The sequence below is a fragment of the Candidatus Eisenbacteria bacterium genome, assembly GCA_016867715.1.
Taxonomy (GTDB): Bacteria; Orphanbacterota; Orphanbacteria; order Orphanbacterales; family Orphanbacteraceae; genus VGIW01.
The window spans coordinates 1-16,519 of sequence record VGIW01000075.1 but is presented as its reverse complement, the minus strand read 5'-3'; the positions used below and the strand labels follow the sequence as shown (position 1 = coordinate 16,519).

Annotated in this window: 14 protein-coding genes; 2 read left to right on the top strand and 12 right to left on the bottom strand. The window is 66.3% G+C overall.

Annotated elements, in window-relative coordinates; genetic code table 11:
• Positions 1–150: 150 nt before the first annotated feature.
• Positions 151–741 (top strand): hypothetical protein, encoded by a 591-nt coding sequence (locus FJY73_11270; GenBank protein ID MBM3321245.1) that lies wholly within the window; start codon positions 151–153, stop codon positions 739–741.
• A gap of 46 nt (positions 742–787) precedes the next feature.
• Here the strand turns inward: FJY73_11270 and FJY73_11265 are convergent, their stop codons facing one another.
• The 4 genes from FJY73_11265 to FJY73_11250 form a co-directional block, all read right to left on the bottom strand.
• Positions 788–2,320, bottom strand: coding sequence for a bifunctional metallophosphatase/5'-nucleotidase (locus FJY73_11265; GenBank protein MBM3321244.1), 1,533 nt, complete (start codon positions 2,318–2,320; stop codon positions 788–790).
• Positions 2,321–3,058: 738 nt separating this feature from the next.
• Positions 3,059–3,817: a methyltransferase domain-containing protein gene (locus FJY73_11260; protein MBM3321243.1), complete on the bottom strand. Its 759-nt coding sequence runs from the start codon at positions 3,815–3,817 to the stop codon at positions 3,059–3,061.
• 122 nt (positions 3,818–3,939) lie between these two features.
• A complete protein-coding gene (locus tag FJY73_11255) occupies positions 3,940–5,067 on the bottom strand; it encodes a HAMP domain-containing histidine kinase (GenBank protein ID MBM3321242.1) in 1,128 nt (375 codons plus the stop codon).
• A 3-nt stretch (positions 5,068–5,070) separates the two neighbouring features.
• On the bottom strand, positions 5,071–6,582 hold the full coding sequence (locus FJY73_11250) for a hypothetical protein (GenBank protein ID MBM3321241.1): 1,512 nt from the start codon (positions 6,580–6,582) through the stop codon (positions 5,071–5,073).
• Positions 6,583–6,699: 117 nt separating this feature from the next.
• Here FJY73_11250 and FJY73_11245 point away from each other — a divergent pair, with 117 nt between their 5' ends.
• Positions 6,700–7,176 (top strand): hypothetical protein, encoded by a 477-nt coding sequence (locus tag FJY73_11245; GenBank protein ID MBM3321240.1) that lies wholly within the window; start codon positions 6,700–6,702, stop codon positions 7,174–7,176.
• Between the two features lie 68 nt (positions 7,177–7,244).
• On the opposite strand, the gene FJY73_11240 is transcribed toward FJY73_11245, so the two are convergent.
• The 8 genes from FJY73_11240 to FJY73_11205 form a co-directional block, all read right to left on the bottom strand.
• On the bottom strand, positions 7,245–8,027 hold the full coding sequence (locus FJY73_11240) for an SDR family oxidoreductase (GenBank protein ID MBM3321239.1): 783 nt from the start codon (positions 8,025–8,027) through the stop codon (positions 7,245–7,247).
• A 216-nt stretch (positions 8,028–8,243) separates the two neighbouring features.
• Positions 8,244–9,644 (bottom strand): NAD(P)(+) transhydrogenase (Re/Si-specific) subunit beta, encoded by a 1,401-nt coding sequence (locus FJY73_11235; protein MBM3321238.1) that lies wholly within the window; start codon positions 9,642–9,644, stop codon positions 8,244–8,246.
• A 16-nt stretch (positions 9,645–9,660) separates the two neighbouring features.
• Complete coding sequence (locus FJY73_11230; GenBank protein ID MBM3321237.1) at positions 9,661–9,951, bottom strand: NAD(P) transhydrogenase subunit alpha; 291 nt, start codon at positions 9,949–9,951, stop codon at positions 9,661–9,663.
• 18 nt (positions 9,952–9,969) lie between these two features.
• Positions 9,970–11,118 (bottom strand): Re/Si-specific NAD(P)(+) transhydrogenase subunit alpha, encoded by a 1,149-nt coding sequence (locus FJY73_11225; GenBank protein ID MBM3321236.1) that lies wholly within the window; start codon positions 11,116–11,118, stop codon positions 9,970–9,972.
• 368 nt (positions 11,119–11,486) lie between these two features.
• A complete protein-coding gene (locus tag FJY73_11220) occupies positions 11,487–14,198 on the bottom strand; it encodes a T9SS type A sorting domain-containing protein (GenBank protein MBM3321235.1) in 2,712 nt (903 codons plus the stop codon).
• A gap of 99 nt (positions 14,199–14,297) precedes the next feature.
• Complete coding sequence (locus tag FJY73_11215) at positions 14,298–14,657, bottom strand: hypothetical protein (GenBank protein MBM3321234.1); 360 nt, start codon at positions 14,655–14,657, stop codon at positions 14,298–14,300.
• A 21-nt stretch (positions 14,658–14,678) separates the two neighbouring features.
• Positions 14,679–15,314, bottom strand: a complete 636-nt coding sequence (locus FJY73_11210) for an anion permease (GenBank protein ID MBM3321233.1) — start codon at positions 15,312–15,314, stop codon at positions 14,679–14,681.
• A 260-nt stretch (positions 15,315–15,574) separates the two neighbouring features.
• The gene (locus FJY73_11205) at positions 15,575–16,360 is read right to left on the bottom strand and encodes a class I SAM-dependent methyltransferase (protein MBM3321232.1); all 786 of its coding nucleotides are present in this window, start codon (positions 16,358–16,360) and stop codon (positions 15,575–15,577) included.
• Between the last annotated feature and the right edge of the window lie 159 nt (positions 16,361–16,519).

Here is a 16,519-nt window from a genome sequence, read left to right as displayed (position 1 = left end):
ATTCCGAGCCCACGGCCTGCGCCTGCGCCTCCGACACCTGAGCTCTTCACCACGTCCGCCGATGAGCACGAGCCGTCTGGTCCGGACGATGCCGAGGACGCCGACCACTACTACAGAACGTTCTCCTGGCTCTTCAATGAGGAGCCCTACTTGAAGACCGGAAGGATCCATCGATTCCGATTGAGGTTGAAGATCCCCCGATCGATCTACGATGAATACAGAAACAGGTCGCACGATGTTGCTTCCGATGAGGATTACGTTCGGTTCGCGAACGAGGAGCTGAGCGACGATGTGGTCAATCCGTTGGTCGCGAGGATCCGAGGGATTGTCGAACAAAACGGCTTCGACGCACTCGACGAGATCCATCTGGTGATGGCCTTCACGCGCAGCATCCCTTATGCTTCCGATGATGAAGAATACGGGCGTGAGTACCCGAGGTACCCCGTAGAGACGCTGGTCGAGAAGCGAGGCGACTGCGAGGACCACGCGATCCTCTGTGGGGTCCTGCTCCATCGGCTCGGGCATCTTGCCTGCCTCGCGATGACCCGATCGCACGCGTATCTCGGGGTCGAAGCGCCGGTGCCCATCAAGGGGGTGTCGGTGTACGACAACAGCATCGGCGCCGAGTTGTTCTGCTGCGAAGTGACTCCGACTGCGGAATCGGGGAGCTCGACTCAGTGCTGGCTCGGCAGTTCGCCTCACAGCGGGCCGGCGCCGGCTCGGTTCATGAGAATGGGTTAGCCTTTCGGACAAGAGTGCTCGGACGGGATCTCAGAGGTGCGATTGCCTACCTCCCCTTCGGCGCCGCGAAGTCGATCTCGACCCGCTGGATGCGGTCTTCCTGGGGGGCTTCGATGACGCCGAGGCGTTCGGCGGCTTCCATCACGCGGGTGGTGAGGGTGACGCCGAGGTTCTCGAGGTCGCTCGGGACGAAGCCGAGGTACTTCTCCGGGTTGCTTTCCGCGACGAAGTCGACGCTCGCGACCGTGTAGGTCTTCGCCGGATCGACCGGCTTCCCGTCGACGAGAGCCGTGTGGATCTGGATCCCTTCGGGGCTCTTCCACCAGGAGTAGGTGAGGCCGGAGACCTGAAGGATGCCGTGAATCTCTTCCGCCTCGGCGATCGCGTTCGTGAGCGCGATCGTGCGAAGCTCCTCGCCCGTGCACGTGAAGACCGAGATCCCGTTCCAGAAGGGGAGCACCTCGAAGAGGTCGAGCTTCGTGACCGGGCCGCGGGCGATGTCCTTTCGGATTCCGCCGCTGTTGAGAAGCGCGACGTCGGCGCCGGTCGTCTCGCGCAGGCGGTCGGTCACCCAGTTCCCGAGGTCGCTCTCGCAGAAATAGCACCGGCCGAGCTCGGCGCGCGCCTCGGCGATCACCGCGCCGTACTCTTTCTCGATCCGCGTCCGGAACATCTGGATGAGATCTCCGAGATCCTCCGAGGCCTCCGCTCCCTTCGCGTCGGTCCGGACGAGGCGGCATTCGGCGCTCGCGAGGGAGTCTCCGCGGACGTCGAGGTCCGCGCGGCCGAGCCACTGTCCGTTGCTTCCTGCTTGAAGGATCAGGACCCGGTTCACCCACTCGCCCTGGTCGAGGCGCGTGTGGCTGTGGCCCCCGACGATGATGTCGATCCCCTCCACGGCGCGCGCGATCTCTCGGTCTTTCTCGATCCCCTCGTGGGAGAGGGCGACGATGAGATCGCTCTGTTCATCCACCTCGGGAAGGAGGTCGCGAAGCGTCTCGATGCCTGGTTCGATCTCGATTCGGCTTCGGTTCTCGGCGCTCGTGAGCGAGGGGAGCTCGTCGATCGTGATCCCGATGACGCCGACGCGGACCTCGCCGACCGTGAGGATCTCGTACGCTTTTCCGGTGTAGAGGCTTCCGTCCGAGCGGCGGAGGTTCGCCGCGAGGACCTGGTACTTCGCGCGTGAAAGGAGTGCGTCCAGGTTCTCGAGGGTCTGATCGAACTCGTGGTTCCCGAGGACCTGCGCGTCGAGGCCGACAAGATTGTAGAAGGCGACGATCGCGCCCCCCTTCGCACCTTGATATTCGATGTCGGAAAGAGGGGTGCCGGTCATGAAATCCCCGGCATCGAGGTAAAGGGAATGGGGCGCGGTTTCCCGCTCTCTCCGGAGAGCCGCCTCGATCGCGGTGAAGCCGCCGACGAGCGCCTGCTCTCCTTCGCGGCCGATCTTCTCGGGCGCGTACCGCGCGTGAAGGTCGTTCGTGTGGAAGAGGGTGATCGTTCCTTCTCCAGCGCGGGCGATGCCGGCCGAAAGAAGGACAGCGGCGAGGACGAGAAGCTTCACGTAGGGGCGCATAAGAGAGACCTCCTCGGGAAGGGTCGTTTCGGGTTCCTCTTCGAGAGTATAGGCGAAAGGAGCCGCGCGGGCGATACGGGCCGGAGTATCATAAGAAAGAGTGTCCACCGGAAGTCATCGGACGGCGGGCCCCGGACGACGGAACCGGTCTCGCTCCGGGGCCGGGGGTGAGGCTCGCTTGCTCAAACATGCCACGCGGGCCAGGTCCAATGCCCAGCTGTCCCGTCTGCACCGGTCGGTGCGGCCCGCGCGGCAACTCGCCGCTGAGCCTCACCCCCATCCCCGGAGCCTTCCGCTTGCATCGCCGCCACCTGCGCGTGGATGCGTTGTCGGACGTCGGACGGCGAGGCCTGCCCGCGGCTGTCCGCTCGATGCTCGCCAGTCGCAGGACGCGCGGGTCCTGACGGCCACAGCCCGCTCGCGCTCCGGCCAGTCGCGCCTACGCACTTGGTGGCCTGCGCGCGAGCGGGCGCCCGTGGCCGCCACCCGCGCGTGGTCGCGTTGTCGGACGGCGGGTGCCATACGACGAGGTCTGTCTTGCTCCGGAGACGGGGGGTAGGGCAGAGCGGCGAGTTGCCGCGCGCCGCGCGCGGCATGTTTGAGCAAGCGAGCCCTGCCCCCCGGCTCCGGCTTTCCGTTTTGAACCCCACCGGCGCGTGGCTCGGTCATCGGACCCGCCGTTCACGTTCCCTTCGGGCCCGACGGTCAGGCCGTAGGTGTCCCGATCCCCCTCGTGGGTCACCGCACGACGGCGATGAGATCGTGCGATTCCAGAGGTTCGTAAGAGTCGGGGCGATAGGAGCCGAAGAGACGGACCGACGCGAAGCCGGCCCGCTCGAGGAGCGCGGTGAGCTCGTCGTCTCGAAGAGGCCGGAGGAGCGTGGAGGACGTCTGCACGATCCGGCTCTCGCCGTCCGGCGGACGCCTTTCGATCGTGAGCATCTCGAAGCGGATGCGCCTTTCATCGATCGGGTCGAGCAAGCGAAGGTAGAGCGTCTCTCCGTCTTCGCTCGTTCGAAAGTTGAGCGGGAGGTGGCGCACGTTCTTCTCGAGGATTCGGCGGTAGTTCACGATCTGGATGAGAAGCGGCGCGCCGGGAGCGAGGAGCCCGCGGAGCGAACCGAAGAGCGCCGCCAGATCCTTGTCGTCTAAAAGATTCACGAGCGTGTTACCGAGGCAGTACGCGCCGCCGAGAACGCCTCTTCCTCGGAAGGGAAGCCGGGCCATCTCGCCGAGAACGAAGCGCGGATTCGCGTGCGCTTTGTGCGCCTTCTCGATCATCGCGGGGGAGCGATCGACCCCGACGAGCGCATAGCCCTTCTCCGCGAGCGCCGCGGCGTGCTCTCCCGTCCCGCACCCGATGTCGAGAAGCGGGAGGCGCGACGGCTCCCCGAAAGTCTCGAGGAAGAAAGGCATCTCCCGCTCGATGCGGGGACCCCACGCAACGAAGCGCCGATAGTCGAGCCTTCCGAACGGGTCGTCCGCGAACAAAGCCACCTCCGCCGCCGCGATGCCGGATGAACCTATCGGCGAAGGACGAGCCTGTCAAGACGCGTGCCGCCGGGTCCGCTTGCGGGCGCGGCGCGTGTTCATGCGTCGAATGAGAGAAGCGAAGGGGTCTACTTGGGTCCGGCGACCGCCTCCGGCCGAGCGGGCGCGTGGACCCGCGCCGGGACCGGAATCGTGAAGATGAACTCGCTCCCGTGCCTCGGTTTGCTCTCCACCCAGATCCGCCCTCCGAAGTGGTGGACGATCTCGCGCGAGATCGCGAGGCCGAGCCCGGTCCCCTCGACCTTTCTTCCGTCGGGCGGCGGCGCCTGGTGGAACCACTCGAAGATGCGCTCTCTCTGGTCGGGAGATACTCCGGGGCCGGTGTCGCGGATCGAGAAGCGCACGAACTTCTTCCCCTTGTCGGCCGCGGAGCGCGCGCTCACCGTGATCGTTCCTCCCTCGGGAGTAAACTTGATCGCGTTTCCGATGAGATTTGTTAAGACCTGAATGATTCGGTCCCGGTCGACGAGGAGCTCGGGAAGGCCCGGCGCGATTTCCTCTCGGAGGCCGATCTTCTTTTCCTGCGCGAGGACTCCCGAGACGGCGAGCGCGGAGCGGACCACCTCCTCGGGTTTCTCGGCCGACAGATCCCAAACGATCCTCCCCGACTCGATCTTGGCGAGATCGAGCAGGTTTCCGACGAGGTTCGAGAGGCGTTTCGTTTCGGTGTGAATGAGCTGATAGAAGCGATCGCGCGACTCCATGTCCTTGTCGCTGTAGTTCATCAGGATCTGCGCGACGGAGTGGATCGAGGCGAGCGGGTTCTTGAGCTCGTGGGAGACCGTCGAGAGGAGGTTGTCCTTCAGCGTGCTCACGCGGCGGAGCTCGGCGAGCGCCCTCTCGAGCTCGCGCCGCCTCTCCTCGAGACGGTCGAGAAGTGTCTTCTGGTCGTAGAGCGTGATCTTCAGCCGGCTGATCTCTCGCCGTTTCGCGGTGATGTAGAGGCAGAAGACGATCACGAGACCGGGAAGACCGACCGAGAGAGTGCGGCGGTACTGCTCGTTCAGGAAGAAGGTGTCGGGGAGCCAGTCGCCGGCGGTGAGGAACTGGATGATGACCGTTGTGGCAAGAAAGACGAGGAGAAGCGACGAGAAGACCCAATACGTCGTCTCCCGTTGGGCGAGCTTCTCGAGATGCTCCCGGGTGGGGTCCGGCTTCTGCGGGGCCTTCCTCTCGCGGGGGGTCGGTTGCTTCATGTTCTAGTTATCGGCGCGCGGGAGCGCCGTCTTGACCGCGCCGGCGCCCCCCGCGAGGGACGCGGAGAGACCCTCGCCCCAGTCTCCTCCTCCGGGGACGATTCCGAGCGATTCCCGGAAGAGCGCGCCGATCTCGTGAAAGCCTTCGTCCGTTCCTCCCTCGTAGGTCATCCGAACGCGGCCGGTCTCCGGGGAGCGGGAGAGGACCCCCCAACCGTTCCTCGTGCGGACCCGAACCGCGCACCCGGGCTCGATGTGGACCCCCCGGACCCCCTCGGCCCGGAGGGCTCGCGCCCGGATCGATTCAGCTAACTCATGAAAATGCAACGGGTTTTGGGTCGTTCCCCAGTCGAGGTCCGGGGAGCGGAGGCGCTCAGGAGGCAGGATTCCCCGAAGGGGGAGCGGGCGCTCCGCCTCCTCCCGCCGGCGGGCGAGGATGTCGATGAGGCGGAGGGCGGCGTAGGTTCCGTCCGCGGGCGCCGCGTCTTGATCGCGGAAGGTGACCGTCCCCTCGATCTCTCCGCCGAGGAGAACCTCTCTCGTGCGCGGTGTGTCCAGCGAGACCGCCTCGCCGGGACGCGCGAGCACGACCCGCCCGCCCCACGCCTCGATGGTTTCGTCCACGAGGTCGCTCATCCGAAGATCGCACGCGACGGCGGCGCCGGGAACCGGGGCGATCGCGTCGGCCGCGAGCAGGGCGAAGAGGTGGTCGGGCGGGACCGCGCGCCCCTCCTGATCCACCACACGGAAGCGCTCCCCGTCGCCGCCCAAAGCGAGCCCGAGGTCCGATCCCGAGGCGCGGACGGTAAGACCAACCGCGCGAAGGAGCGCCGGATCGGAGGGATTGGGGACGGCGCTCTCCGCGCGGCGTTCGAGCGTGCAGCCGAGGCGGAAGACGCGGCAGCCGATCCTGGAGAGAACGTGGGGCGCGGTGAGCGAGACGATCCCGTGGCATCCAGCGACGACCGCGCGGATCGTTTGATGTCTCAATCGTTCACGGAGCGGCGCGAACGTCCGTTCGAGCCCGCGGATGTAGTCGGGAATCATGTCGAGACCGGTAACGGGACCGCGGAGCGGGAGAAGACGCGCGTCGGGGAGGCCGCGCGCGTTCCGCAGGATCTCCCGCGTCTCATTCTCCGCGAGAGGGCGCTCGCGGAGGTAGAAGCGGACGCCGTTCCAATCGAGCGGCCGGTGGCCGCCGGTGATGGCGAGCCCGGCGTCGAGACGAAGGCGCCGCATCGACGCGAGCAGGACCGCCGGAGGCGCGTAGCCGAGATCCGCGACCGGGAGGCCGGAGGAGGCGAGCCCGCGGACGAGCGCTTCCCGAAGCCCCGCCGAGCTCGGCCTCGCGTCGGCCGCGACCGCGACTCGGGGAGGCGGGCCGGCTTGGCGCCCGGCCGCGATCCACGCCGCGAACGCCCTTCCGATGCGAACGATCTCCTCGCCGTCCGCCGAATCGCCGCGGCGGCGGAGCATCTCGTTCGCTCGAATCGCGACCTCGTCCCGTGCGGCCATCGTTCTCTCCCCGCTCCCTAGGTTCGGCGCGGAGAGAGGATCGCTTGACCATCCGACGGGTTTCCGGGATCATGCGGCGGACGGTGAAGAAACACCGAGGGGGAGGATCGGCAAACGATGAGAGCTCTCGATCGATCGGCTTGCTGGGTTGGGCTCGGTCTCGCGTGTCTCGTTCTCGCCGCCTGCGGGGCGGCCCGGCCGAGGGCGGGCTCGGATCCGGCGAGCCGTCCTCCCGCGGTCGTTCGCGAGGCGCCGCCCCCGCCGCCCCTTCCGTCCCCTCCGGACGCGGAGGAGATGACGATGCAAGGCTACGTGAAGCTCGACTTTCCGGAGCCGGGTCTTCGCGGGACGCCCGCGCGCTTCACGTGGTTCCGCTTCCCGGAGGCCGTCCTCTACACGCTCATCCTTCTCGACGCGGAAGGGAGGCCGCTCCGTGAATGGACGGGGCTCGCCGACAACTGGCTCGATCCGCCCCCGGGGTGGGCGGGCGAGCTTCCCGGGCCCGGCGTCTACTTCTGGCAGGTCCTCGCGATGAACGAGGTCGCGGAACCGATCGCCAAGAGCTCGCTCCGGGACTTCGTGTACGAGCCTTAGCTCGGTACCAGCTCGGTACCTGATACCGTATTCCCTGAATACCGTATACCGACGGAACCCGGTACCGCTCAGCTCTTCAGGGCGTAGCCGCCGTCGGCGATGATCGTCTGGCCGACGATCCACTCCGCTTCGGGCGAGCAGAGAAGGCAGATCACCTTCGCGATGTCTTCCGGCGTTCCGACCTTTCCGCCCGGCGTGTGGAGCCGGCAATGTTCGAGCATCTGATCGTGCATGGGGAAGAGCTTGAGGGAGTCCGTGTCGATGATCCCCGCAGAGACTGCGTTCACCGTGATCCCTTTCGGTTTCAGCTCGACGGCGAGATATCGGGTGAGCGATTCGATTGCCGCCTTCGAGGTCCCGACCGCGGCGTAGTTCTCGATCGTGCGCGTGGAGCCCATGCTCGTCAACGTTACGATCCGGCAGTCCGGCCTCCCCTCCATGAGCGGGACGGCGCGCTTCGCGCAATGAAAGAGGGATCGAAGGTTGATGTGCATCACCCGATCCCATTCTTTGTTTGTTACATCAAGTGTCGGACGGAGAACGCCGGTCGCCGCGTTCGCGACGAGGATGTCCAGCGCGCCGAACTCCTCCTCGACGAGATCGAACATCTTGTCGATGTGCTCCTCGTTCCCCATGTTCGCGCGGATCGGTAGAGCGCGGACCCCTCTCTCTTCGATCTCCTTCGCCGTCGCGGCCGCCTTGTCGCGGCTCGTGAAGTAGCAGAAGGCGACGTGCGTGCCGTGTTCGGCGAAACGGAGCGCGGTGGCCCGGCCGATGCCGCGCGACCCTCCGGTGATGAGCGCGAAACGCTCGCGGCCTTCGTTGCAGCGAACGCGAAAGTCCTTCTTCATCGCGATCGACCTCTTTCCGCCGGTCGGGCGTCGTTCGAATGGGGGTGTCCAATCCATAACAGGTAAGGTACCGGATGTCAATCGAGCCGCGCGGAGGCCTGCCGGGCGCCGAGAAAGCTCGCGCGCCCGCACGCCGCGCCTCGTGACGAAACCACGCGCCGCGGGGCGCGCGGCACGGGGCATTGCTCGAAGATCGAAAGAGCGGAGCCCTCGCTCCTACTGCTCCTTGAGCGCGGCGATCGTGTCGAGAAGCGCTTTCTTCGCGTCGGCGAAGTACATCAGCGCGTTCGGCATCGCGAAGAGCGGGTTCGGGATCCCCGCAAACCCGTGCGAGAGCGAGCGCTTTACGACGACGACCGTCTTGCACTTGTCGACGTCGAGAATCGGCATGCCGGCGATCGGGCTGTGGGGATCGTCCCGGGCGACCGGGTTCACCACATCGTTCGCGCCGAGCACGATCGCGACGTCGGTCTGCGGGAGCTGCGAGTTGATCACGTCCATCTCGATCAGCTCGTCGTAGGGAACGTCCGCCTCGGCGAGGAGCACGTTCATGTGGCCCGGCATCCGGCCCGCGACCGGATGGATCGCGTACTTCACGTCGATGCCGCGCTCCTTGAGCACGTTGGCGAGGTCCCGCGTGGCGTGCTGCGCTTGCGCGACCGCGAGGCCGTAGCCCGGCACGAACACGACCTTGGTCACGCCGTCGAGGATCATCGCGAGCTCGTCGGCGGACGTGCTCTTCACCTTCCCCTCGTAGATCTCCATGCCGGCGCCTTTCGCCCCCTCGCCCGCCGCGCCCCACGTTCCGAAGAGGACGTTCGCGAGCGAGCGGTTCATCGCCTTGCACATGATCATCGTGAGGATGACGCCCGAGGCGCCGACCAAGGAGCCGGCGATGATGAGCACGTTGTTCGAGAGGACAAAGCCTGTCGCCGCCGCTGCGAGGCCGGAGTAGGAGTTGAGGAGCGCGATCACGACCGGCATGTCCGCCCCGCCGATCGGGATCACGAGAAGGACCCCGAGAACGGCCGCGACGAGGCAGAGCACGAGGTAGAGAAGGTGGTTCGCCGGGTTCGCCACGATCATCGCAACGAGAACGATGCAAGCCGCCCCGAGAAGCGCCTTCACGATCTGCTGGCCGGGGTAGAGGATGGCGTTCCCCGTCATGATCTCTTGGAGCTTCGCGAAGGCGATGAGGCTCCCGGTGAGCGTCACCGCGCCGATGAGCGCGGAGGCGCCGATCGCGAGGGAGACCTGGGTCAACGACGCGTGCAGGGCGCCGGGATCCACCTCGAGCTCGACGAGGGCGGCGCCGCCGACGAGCGCCGAGGCGAGACCTCCGAACCCGTTGAGGAGCGCGACCATCTGCGGCATGCCGGTCATGGGGGTCCTGATCGCCATGACCGTTCCAATGATCCCGCCGACGACGATTCCGGCGATGATGTACTCGTAGCTCATCCCCTTGTTCACGAGGGTCACGACGATCGCGACGAGCATGCCGAGGGCGCCCATGCGGTTCGCCCGCACGGCGGTTCTAGGGTGCGCGAGCCCCTTCAGGCCGAGGATGAAGAGGATCGAGGCGAGCAGATACCCGAGATTCTGGATGACGCTAGTCAGGTTCACGGCTCACCCCTCAGTCCTTCTTCTTGAACATGGAGAGCATGCGGTCGGTGACCACGAACCCGCCCGCCACGTTGATCATCGCGAAGACGATCGCACCGAATCCGAGCCACGCGGTCAACGCCGAGTGCTGCAGGCCGGCGGAGAGGATCGCCCCGATGACCGTGATCCCCGAGATCGCGTTCGACCCGGACATGAGCGGCGTGTGGAGAGTGGGCGGTACCTTGGTGATGATCTCGAAGCCCACGAAGATCGCGAGCACGAAGATCGTCAGCAGGAGAACCAGCACGGAGATCGGATCCATTTTCGCTTCGCTCCTCCCTTAGCCGATCGCGGCGAGGACGGCGGGATGAACCACCTTCCCGCCCCGGGTGACCAGCGTCCCTTTCGTGATCTCGTCCTCGAGATTGAGCGGGAGCGATCCGTCCTTGACGAGATGGCAGAGGAAAGTGAGAACGTTCTTCGAGTACATCTGGCTCGCGTGGGTCGGGAGCATCGTCGCGAGGTTTGCCGCCCCGATGATCGCGACGCCGTGCTTGACGACCGTTTCTCCCGCGACCGTGAGCTCGCAGTTCCCGCCTTTCTCGGCGGCGATATCGACGATCACCGAGCCGGGGCGCATTCCCGAGACTACCGACTCCGGGATCAGCATCGGTGCGCGCTTTCCGGGCACCGCCGCCGTGGTGATCACGACGTCCGCGTCCCGCACGTGCTCGGCCATCAGCTCTTGCTGCTTCCGCTTCGTTTCCTCGGTGAGCTCCTTCGCGTATCCGCCCGAGTCCTCGGCGTCCTTCGTTTCGATCGGAAGCTCGACGAAGCGCGCGCCGAGCGACAAGATCTGCTCCTTCACCGCCGGGCGGACATCGTACGCCTCGACGACCGCTCCGAGACGGCGGGCCGTGGAGATCGCCTGAAGACCGGCGACCCCCGCCCCGATGACGAACACCCTCGCCGCGGAGATCGTCCCGGCGGCGGTCATGAACATCGGAAAGAACTTCGGAAGATGCGTCGCCCCGAGGAGCACTGCCATGTACCCCGCGACGGTCGCCATCGAGCTCAGGGCGTCCATGCTCTGCGCCCGCGTCGTGCGGGGCATGAGCTCCATCGAGAAGGAGGTCGCCCCGGTCTTCGCGAGCGCCTGCATCATGTCCGTCGCGGCGAGCGGATCGAGGAAGGCGATGAGGGCGTGCTTTTCCTTGAGGAGCGAAAGATCCTTCGCTCCCTCGATCGGGTTCGCGCCGGGCCCCCGCACTTGCAGGATCACGTCGGCTTCCGAGAAGACGGCGTTTCGGTCCGGCACGATCCGCGCCCCCCGCTCCACATAGACGGGGTCGGCGAGGCTCGCGCCCTCTCCGGCCCCCTTCTGGATGATCACCTCGAGGCCCTCTTTCTTGAGGGTCCCGACGCCGGGGGGATTGAGCGCGACGCGCCGCTCCCCCGGGAAGGTCTCTTTCGGGACTCCAACGATCACGGCAGTCATCCTTTCGGCTCCGGCGGGACCGTGAGCCGGCTTCGCGAGACCTGAGCCCGCGGGAAGCCGTCGCCCGGCCGGGCCCGACGCGAGGCCAAAGGGCCCAGACGAGAAACGAGGGCGAACCCGCCAGGTGAGCCCGCCCGCTCAACTCCTTTTTTATCAACTGATTACGCCGAACTCGCCCGCCCGGCCATCCGGCGCAACCTCGCGGGGCTCGGTCCCACGATCGAGACGAGCTCGGCCGATGGACTGCCCCGCGAAGGCGCTGATTCTACCGCGGGAGCCCAAGGTGCCGTCAAGCCCTTTCGGCGAGCACAACAAGCGTACCCGGTACAGGGGGGCAAGCGTACCTGGTACAGGAGGCCTCACCGGACGAGGACGAGCTTGACCGTCCTCTCCTCGTCGTTCGCCCGAATGCGAACGAAGTAGACCCCGGGCGCGGCTTCATGTCCGCGCTGGTCGAGGCCGTCCCAACGGATCGCCTGCGCGCCGGCCGGGAAGACGCCGCGCGCGAGCTGACGCACGCGTCGACCGTTCACATCGAAAACATCGGCTCGCACGCGCCCTTCACGCGGCAGCGCGAACCGGAGAACGGCGCCGCCGGGTGCGGGGTTCGGCGAGGGGGCGAAGAGCGCGAGCGTCGGGACGCCACGCTCAACGGCGGTCGAAACGTCGACGGTGAACGACCGGACCGCCGAGAGGAGGCTTCGCTTCTCTTCATCCTCGGCATACGCGCGCCACCAGAACGTTCCGTCCGGAAGAGGCGGCTCCACGGCCCACAGCGTCTCGGCGTTCCCCTCGGGGATCGCGCTCGCGCTCCGCACGAGGTTGGTGAGGAGCGAGTCGGCGAAGACGAGGAAACCGTAGGTGAGCGCGCTCGATTCCGGGTCGGTTGCGTTCGACACGGTGAGCGCGGCTGTCGGAAGGGCCGGCTCCCCGTCCCCCGGCGCGAGGGGGACCGGCGCGGTCGGGGGCTCGTTCGAAGAGGAACCGACGAGGAGGAGAAGGTCGTCGAGGCCCACCTCGATGAGGTCGCCCGGCCCCGTTCCGTCCGACGCTTGGAAGCGGAGGACCATCTGGCTCGTAAGCGGAAGAAGATCCGCGAGGTCCGCCTGGAAGGGGATCCAGTTCGCCGCGTGGTACACGTCGCCGATGAAGATGAGGTTGGCCGGGAAGGTGGAGCCCCCATTGTTCGAGAGGTCGACGCGGAAGAAGTCGTTCGGGTCGTCTCCCGGATCGCGCTGCCCGTGGAAGTAATTGAATTCTAAACTTACATTCTCGTAGGCGGAGAGGTCCCACGCCGGCGATCGGAGAGCGGAGATCCCGTTGTCGACATCGTCCACCCCGTCGGACGTGTTCTGCGCGGTGACCCAGCAGATCGTTCCGGGATCGGGGGTCGTGTCGTCCCCCGGTTGGAAGCTCGTCGGGTTCGGATTGATGAGGACCCACGCGCCGGTCGACGCCGTGTGCGTCGGATCCTGCGACCAACCCTGGTTCCCGCTTTCAAAATCGTCGGCGAGGATCGGCGCGCCGATCGGGAAGGAGAGGGTCTCCTCGTTTCGCGCATTGCCCGACCAGTTCATCTCGATGCGGAGCACGACCGTGTGCCCGTCCGGGACGGCGGAGTCCACGGCCACGGTGAAGAGATCCGCGGCGTTGTTCGCGGTCCCGCCGGCAGAGATCGAGCCGAACGACGAGGAAGCGTCGAGGAGCCGTACGTACGGATCGTCGGTTCGAAGAGCCGCGCGCGCATCGGCCGCGTCCTCGAGGATCCCCACGTTTTCCAGGGTGACGAGGAGGTTTGCGGTCTCCCCCGGGTCGAGGCGGCCGTTTCCGTTCCCGCCGGTCACCGCGGCGTCCGCCAGGCGGACGTAAGTCCCCGCGACGAGCGTGAGGTAGATGTTCGAGTAGAGGTTCTCGGCGACGAGCCCAGGGATTTCGGATTCTTCAGGCCAAAACCAACTTCCCCCGACCTCGGTCGTGAAGGAATAGATGCCGAGGGCCCCGTACGCCCAATCGCTCGTGATGCCCGAGGCGAGATAGAGGCTCGCTCCGGCCGATCCGTAGTCGTAGCCGTTCTCCCGCACGCGCTCCGCCGCGATCGCCGCGAACGTCGCGTTGTCGGGAGGAGGAGTCGTCGTGTACCCCCACGGATAGAGGAGCACCGCGGCGTAGCTGTGATAGGAGTCGTGAGTGACGAAGTCGCGGGCGAGCATGAAGTCTCGGAACGCCTGTGACTCCGGCTCGGAGAACGCGCTCGGGCCCCGGTACGTATCGCTGCACGGGTCGCTCGACGATCCGGATCCGCCCCACTGATAGTCGTAGTTCCGATTGAGATCGACCCCCTCGCAACTGCCCGAGTTGTCGCGCCGGTTCTTCCTCCACATCATGTCGGAGCCGCCCGAGTACTCGTTCCACACATAGCCGTCCGGGTTCACGACCGGGACGAACCAGATCTCCCGCTCGTTCACCAGGAAGGTCGCCTCGGGATCGGACCCGTAGTTCTCGCAAACGTATCGCATGTAATCGACGAGGATGGAGACGCCGATCGGTTCGCGCGCGTGATGAAGCGCGTCGAAGAGGACCTCCGGCTCGTCTTCGTCGACATCCGGGTTGTCGCTGATCTTGATCGCCCAGATGGTCCGCCCTTCCCAGGTCGTTCCGATCGACATCTTCGCCGTCGTGATGTCGGGATACGCGGCGTGAAGCGAATCGAGAAACGCGACCGCCTCGCTGTACGAGTAGTAAGCGCCGAGTCCCGGAGCGAACGCGCGGCCGCTCATGTGAAACGCGGCGGCGTCGTCGATCGCGATCGTCGGGCGAAGACCTGCGTCGATGAGACCCTGCGTGATCGGTGGAGTGGAAAGGAGCCGCACGCGCGACCCTCTTTCCGCGCGGATCACCTCGAGATCGGGGAAAGCCCGAAGGACTTGGATTTCCTCCTCGGTCGGCCACGGGAGCTCGATCTCTTGGTAGATCGTGCGGTCTTCCCCGTGCGCGGCCGAGGCGAGAAGAAGAAGGGCCGCTCCGAGGAGGGCGCGGCTTCCAAAGGCTCCGAACATTCGATGTTTGAACATGTCGGCTTTCCTTTCGGCGGGAGCGAGGGCGAACATGGATTCGCGTAACGATATTATTCTACAGGAGTTGGCGGGCTATTTCAAGGGATCTGATACCCCCTAAATCGGGCCGTCCATCTCGTCGAGGAGATCCTCGAGCTTCCGGGTCTCCTCGTTCACGCGCACCCGCTCCTTCACCGTCCGATACTCCTCCCAGAGCTTCTTGGCGAAATCCTCGCTCTGCTTGAGCGCGGCGGCGCCGGACGCGTGGCGTCTCTGGCGCATCAGGCGGAGAAACGACCGGTACGGATCGTGCGAGGTGTAGAGGCGAAGCGTGTAGCGCGCGACGAACCCCCCGCACGTGGCGCACTCGACGAAGACCTCGACATCCTCTCCCGGCTGCACAAGAACGAAGTTCTGCACTTCCACGTGCCCGCACTGCGGGCAGTGCTCTCTCTTGGATCGCTGCACGAGGCTCACGGGGCGACCTCCTTTTCGGGATCAGCGCGCGGCGTAGAGACCGGGCGCAAGCTTGAACAAGACCACTTCATAGGCGAACGCGAGCGCCACGCCGAGAACCGTCACGGCGACTCCCACGCGCAGCATGTCGCGCGCGTCGACCATCTCCGAGCCGGAGGCGATCGCGTTCGGCGGCGTTCCGATCGGCGTCGCGATCCCCCCGATGTTCGCCGCGAAGGGGATGCCGAGAAGGATGGCGCGGGCGAGCTTCGCCTCCTTCGGCATCGCGCGGATGAGGGGGAGAACCGCCGCCATCAGGATGGCGGTGGTCGCCGTGTTCGACATCCACATCGACATGAGGGCGGTGATCGCCATGATCCCGAAGAGGACGCGGTTCGGCTTCGAGCCGAGCCGGGCGAGGATCGTCTTGCAAAACTCGAGATCGAGATTGTTCTTACTGAAAACATTCGCGAGGACGAACCCGCCGAACATGAGGACCACCACCGGGCTCGCGAAGGGAGAGAGGAAGATCGTGTAGTCGAACGGTTTCGCTCCGACGAGGAGCGCGAGCGGGCCGAGGAGAATCGCCGTGAGGAACGCGCAGACGCCGGCCGTGAGGAAGATGGGCATCGGCTCGGTCACCCAGTAGAAGACCGCGAGGACGAAGATCCCCGCCATGATTCTCTGTTCGCGCGGAAGGTTCGGGAGGAGGAAGAACGCGAGGACCGAAAGGAGAAGCCCGAAGGCGAGAAGAGACTCTCTCCGGCGGATCGAGGCGAACCCGTGACCGGCTCCTTCGCCCGGCGCGCACGCAGGGCCGGGCTCGCCGCCCGCGCGAGGCGCGAGCGGACATCGCCAAGCCGCCCATCCGGCTGGAACTCCGGACAGCGCGAGTGTACACCTCGGACCGTCCGCCGCAAGAGGAAGATGAACTCCGTCTAGGCCGGTCTTCGCGCGAGGACCGCCGTGTACCAGGCGGTCCGAAACTCGCCGGGCCGCCCCTGACCTTTTTCGAGGAGCGCGAGAAGACGGAGCAAGCCTCCTCTGAGAAACCCGAGGCGGAGGGCGCGCATCACGCGAAGAGCTCCGGTGAAGAAGACCCGCGGGACATGGTAGATCCCACGGCGCGCGACGACCTCGAGCCCGCTCTCGCGAAGAACCGCCGCGATCTCGGGGGGCGGGATCGTTTCGCCGAGCGGGAACGCGATCTTCCCCTTGCGCTCGAGGAAGCGCGCGAGCGGATAGAAGAGCGCACGGGGGTTGTCGAGCGTGAGGAGGAGGGAACCTCCGGGCTTCAGCGCGCGGGCCGCCTCGCGAAGGCCGCTGAGGATCTCTCGGCGCGTCTCGAAGTGATCGAGCGTGGAGCAGCTGAACACGAGATCGAACGATGCGTCGCGGAAGGGGAGGCGTCGCGCGTCGGCGAGCGCGATTCCCGCCCCCGCTCCCCCGAGGCGCTCGCTCGCTCGCGCACAGACCTCGCCGGAGATGTCGATCCCGTACGCCCGCGCTTTCCCGGCGTCCCCCGGCCACGAGAGGAGCACCTCGTCCCCTCCGAGCGCCTCCTCGAAGAGATCGGTCTTCAGCACGCGCGCGTTGCGGGGAAGAGGACACCAGCGCCGGAGAAGCGCGAGGTGGACGCGCCTCTTGTGTTCCGCCATCACCGGATCGAGGTGGTACGCGCGGGCCATCGCGCGCGCCACCCGATCCCACGACGCCCCGCTCATCGCATCTCCCAAATGGTCGCGCGGCGGACAAAGCTCTTGCCCCCCTTCGCCCGCGCGGCTACCCTGGGAATCCGACCCGAGCCGCCGGCGGAAGAGGAACATGACAAGCGCCCCTTATCTCTCGATCGTGATCCCGACGCGCAACGCCTCGGCCAAGCT

Coding starts and splice junctions, on each gene's coding strand:
- FJY73_11265 (MBM3321244.1), bottom strand. CDS start 2,320: ATGCGCCCCTACGTGAAGCTTCTCGTCCTCGCCGCTGTCCTTCTTTCG.
- FJY73_11255 (MBM3321242.1), bottom strand. CDS start 5,067: ATGAAGCAACCGACCCCCCGCGAGAGGAAGGCCCCGCAGAAGCCGGAC.
- FJY73_11250 (MBM3321241.1), bottom strand. CDS start 6,582: ATGGCCGCACGGGACGAGGTCGCGATTCGAGCGAACGAGATGCTCCGC.
- FJY73_11245 (MBM3321240.1), top strand. CDS start 6,700: ATGAGAGCTCTCGATCGATCGGCTTGCTGGGTTGGGCTCGGTCTCGCG.
- FJY73_11240 (MBM3321239.1), bottom strand. CDS start 8,027: ATGAAGAAGGACTTTCGCGTTCGCTGCAACGAAGGCCGCGAGCGTTTC.
- FJY73_11230 (MBM3321237.1), bottom strand. CDS start 9,951: ATGGATCCGATCTCCGTGCTGGTTCTCCTGCTGACGATCTTCGTGCTC.
- FJY73_11220 (MBM3321235.1), bottom strand. CDS start 14,198: ATGTTCAAACATCGAATGTTCGGAGCCTTTGGAAGCCGCGCCCTCCTC.
- FJY73_11210 (MBM3321233.1), bottom strand. CDS start 15,314: ATGGCGGGGATCTTCGTCCTCGCGGTCTTCTACTGGGTGACCGAGCCG.
- FJY73_11205 (MBM3321232.1), bottom strand. CDS start 16,360: ATGAGCGGGGCGTCGTGGGATCGGGTGGCGCGCGCGATGGCCCGCGCG.